Origin of the sequence: Clostridium sp. (assembly GCF_051656525.1) — a bacterium.
In the GTDB taxonomy this organism is placed as follows: domain Bacteria; phylum Bacillota; class Clostridia; order Clostridiales; family Clostridiaceae; genus Clostridium.
In genome coordinates this window covers 1-2,602 of the sequence record NZ_JBOGCC010000015.1, presented here as the reverse complement: position 1 = coordinate 2,602, position 2,602 = coordinate 1, and the positions used below count along the sequence as shown (strand labels likewise).

General features: G+C 33.1%; 4 protein-coding genes. All 4 read right to left on the bottom strand.

What is annotated here, in order from left to right; all coding sequences use genetic code 11:
* Nucleotides 1–308, bottom strand: a 308-nt coding sequence (locus tag ACRDDY_RS00460; RefSeq protein ID WP_438563002.1) for a hypothetical protein, incomplete at its 3' end; no start/stop codon positions are given.
* A gap of 232 nt (nt 309–540) precedes the next feature.
* Nucleotides 541–1,605, bottom strand: coding sequence for a rolling circle replication-associated protein (locus ACRDDY_RS00455; protein ID WP_438563001.1), 1,065 nt, complete (start codon nt 1,603–1,605; stop codon nt 541–543).
* Between the two features lie 264 nt (nt 1,606–1,869).
* Entirely contained in the window at nt 1,870–2,061 is a 192-nt protein-coding gene (locus tag ACRDDY_RS00450) for a hypothetical protein (protein ID WP_438563000.1), read from the bottom strand.
* A 293-nt stretch (nt 2,062–2,354) separates the two neighbouring features.
* The coding region (locus tag ACRDDY_RS00445) for a hypothetical protein (RefSeq protein ID WP_438562999.1) at nt 2,355–2,602 on the bottom strand (248 nt) is incomplete at its 5' end.

The following is a 2,602-nucleotide window of genomic DNA, read 5'->3' as shown; positions in this document are numbered from 1 at the left end:
TTAGTACTATCTGAAAGCAATTCCTTCCGACCTGCACCCCTAGAATTATGTTTCTGCATTTTTTCTAGCCTTATTTCCAAATTTACTTTTTCCTCATATACAGAATCATATTTATTTCTTTCATTTTCTAATTCATCTTTTAATTCTTGAACATACTCCTTAGAAAAACTAGATGGAGTGTTATGCCAATCTACAAGAATAGAAGACATTAGTTTGTCCTTTGAAATATTTCTTTTTTTAGCTAGTTCAGTAAAACACAAGTCTACCTCAACTGGAATTGTAACCGTAACTCTTTTCATACCCTCCATAATACACCTCCATGTGTTCATAAATTAATTTATAAATATTATAGCATGACATTGAGATTCTAACAAGATGTTTTTTAATTAATTAATGAACACGATGGAAAAATAAAGGTATTCTTGAATCGTTCATAAATTAATTTTAGCACATTAGATTTTGTTCATAAATTAATTTATATAAATATTTTTATAGATTTTTCGTCGAAAATTTCATCTCAAATCTATAAAAATATTTTCTTTAATGCGCCCTCCGTTCCTTGATAAATCTAGAGCGACCATCCCTCATAGCTTTTTCAACTAATTTTAAAGTTTGTTCCGTTTGAATATCTATATTTGAAATTCCTGTAAACTTTGTGTTATACTCTGTATATAAACAAATACCAACGTGTTCGTTCTGATACGCATTCATAAAGGACACATTCTTACGAGGCAGTGACTTCTCCAGAGTCATTGTCTCTTTTATTGTCTCTTTCGTGCAATTTATTATCACGCTTTTTAGTAGTTTACCACTTGGGAAATAACACTTTTCACCTTTTAATTTATCGCTACCCATATTCTTTTCCATGTAATTCATTGTTTTAGTTATATAAGCACCTATGTTTTTAACTTCTGATTTATTAGCCATAAAGCATTGTTTCTTATCGTCATAAGTCATATTGACTATCTCACCATCTTTAGACTTAAATCCCTCGATATAAGCACCACCTAGCCCCCATGTATCCATTATGTCTTTCCACTCAATATAAGGCATATTAAACATGAGAATATGATAATGCCAAACCTCTACATTATGCTTTTGTGCTCTAGACTCTTGTATCTCTGGAACGGCTACGTACTGAACACCTATGAAGTCTTTATCTATATGTTTAATAATGTATCTATTGAGCCTTTTAATAAAGTTAGTGAATTGCTTATTGGCTGCCTTTATATCAGTCATATCGTCTTTAAAAGTCAATGTTAAGAATTTAGGACGTATAACCTTACCTCTTTTATCTTTCCAAGCATAAGCATTAGAATTAACGATGTCCTTAACCTTATTTTTATTTTTAGTATAAGTCTTTTGCCTAATGCTCTTGCTGATTTCCTCTGATACCATTCCCTCACGTTGACGACCTATCAAAACTTGAATATATTCACCAGTTTCTTGATCCACACGAAAATATTTATTCTTTCCATCTTCTCCAACCTCTTTGATTAAACCTTTGGTTGGGTCGTGACCTATTAAGAAACCTTTCTCATATTCATATTTTGATACAATGTCGCCACTTATGCGGTATCGCTTGAATACCCTTGTAGCCCTCATATATCAATACCTCTTCTTCTGTAATGTGTGTGATTGTTTGCGGAATCTTTAACTCCTACAGATAAATAAAGTAGTCGCTATCGCTCCAATGCCCTACGGGCCATCCTACGCAGCACCCTTGGGTTCCCGCCAGGGGAACTCCCAAAGGATGCCCTCGCAATGATATGCCCGATAGGACATTTTGGCAAACGTGCTAATGCACTATTATAATCAAGTTAATTACCTAGTACATATATTATACTTTAACTTAACTTAAACTTAAACCTAATCTTCTTGAGGCTTTAGAAATGCTGGCTCTCTCCTATAACCGATAACGCAATAATCTATTCTATCTATATTCGCTCCATACAAATTTACTTGATTAGAATTTCCAACAGTAAAGCCCTGCGCATGATTAATACAAACAGATCCGTTGTTATAAAAGCAAGTTTGACATTTATTTTTTATGTTTTCCATATATCCTCCTATGTAACTTTTTACAACTTAGCCGCCTAGTTAGATAAGCGCGTCTTTTATTTGTCTTCGACGACGTTCCGCACATGCTCGGGTTCCACCTTTTGCGAATAGCTCTTTACAAGTATTAATCTTTTGACCGCATTTTGTGAAACCGCCAATAGTGTAACATCTCTTCGTCTTGCTAGGGGTAAAATGTATAATATAAAAAATTTTTAAGAAAAAGAGCCTTAAAATTTTTTTATATTCCCCCTGCAAACCCTTGTAGCATATTGAAATTTAAATAAAAAATACAACTACTCATTACTATTAACTATCTTACAGACTAAACCAGTGCTACACTCGTATATGGCAGCTATTTCACGCATTGTATATCCTTGGTCTCTTTTGAGTTTCATATCAGCTTTAGTACTATCTGAAAGCAATTCCTTCCGACCTGCACCCCTAGAATTATGTTTCTGCATTTTTTCTAGCCTTATTTCCAAATTTACTTTTTCCTCATATACAGAATCATATTTATTTCTTTCATTTTCTAATTCATCTT

Coding starts and splice junctions, on each gene's coding strand:
- ACRDDY_RS00455 (WP_438563001.1), bottom strand. CDS start 1,605: ATGAGGGCTACAAGGGTATTCAAGCGATACCGCATAAGTGGCGACATT.
- ACRDDY_RS00450 (WP_438563000.1), bottom strand. CDS start 2,061: ATGGAAAACATAAAAAATAAATGTCAAACTTGCTTTTATAACAACGGA.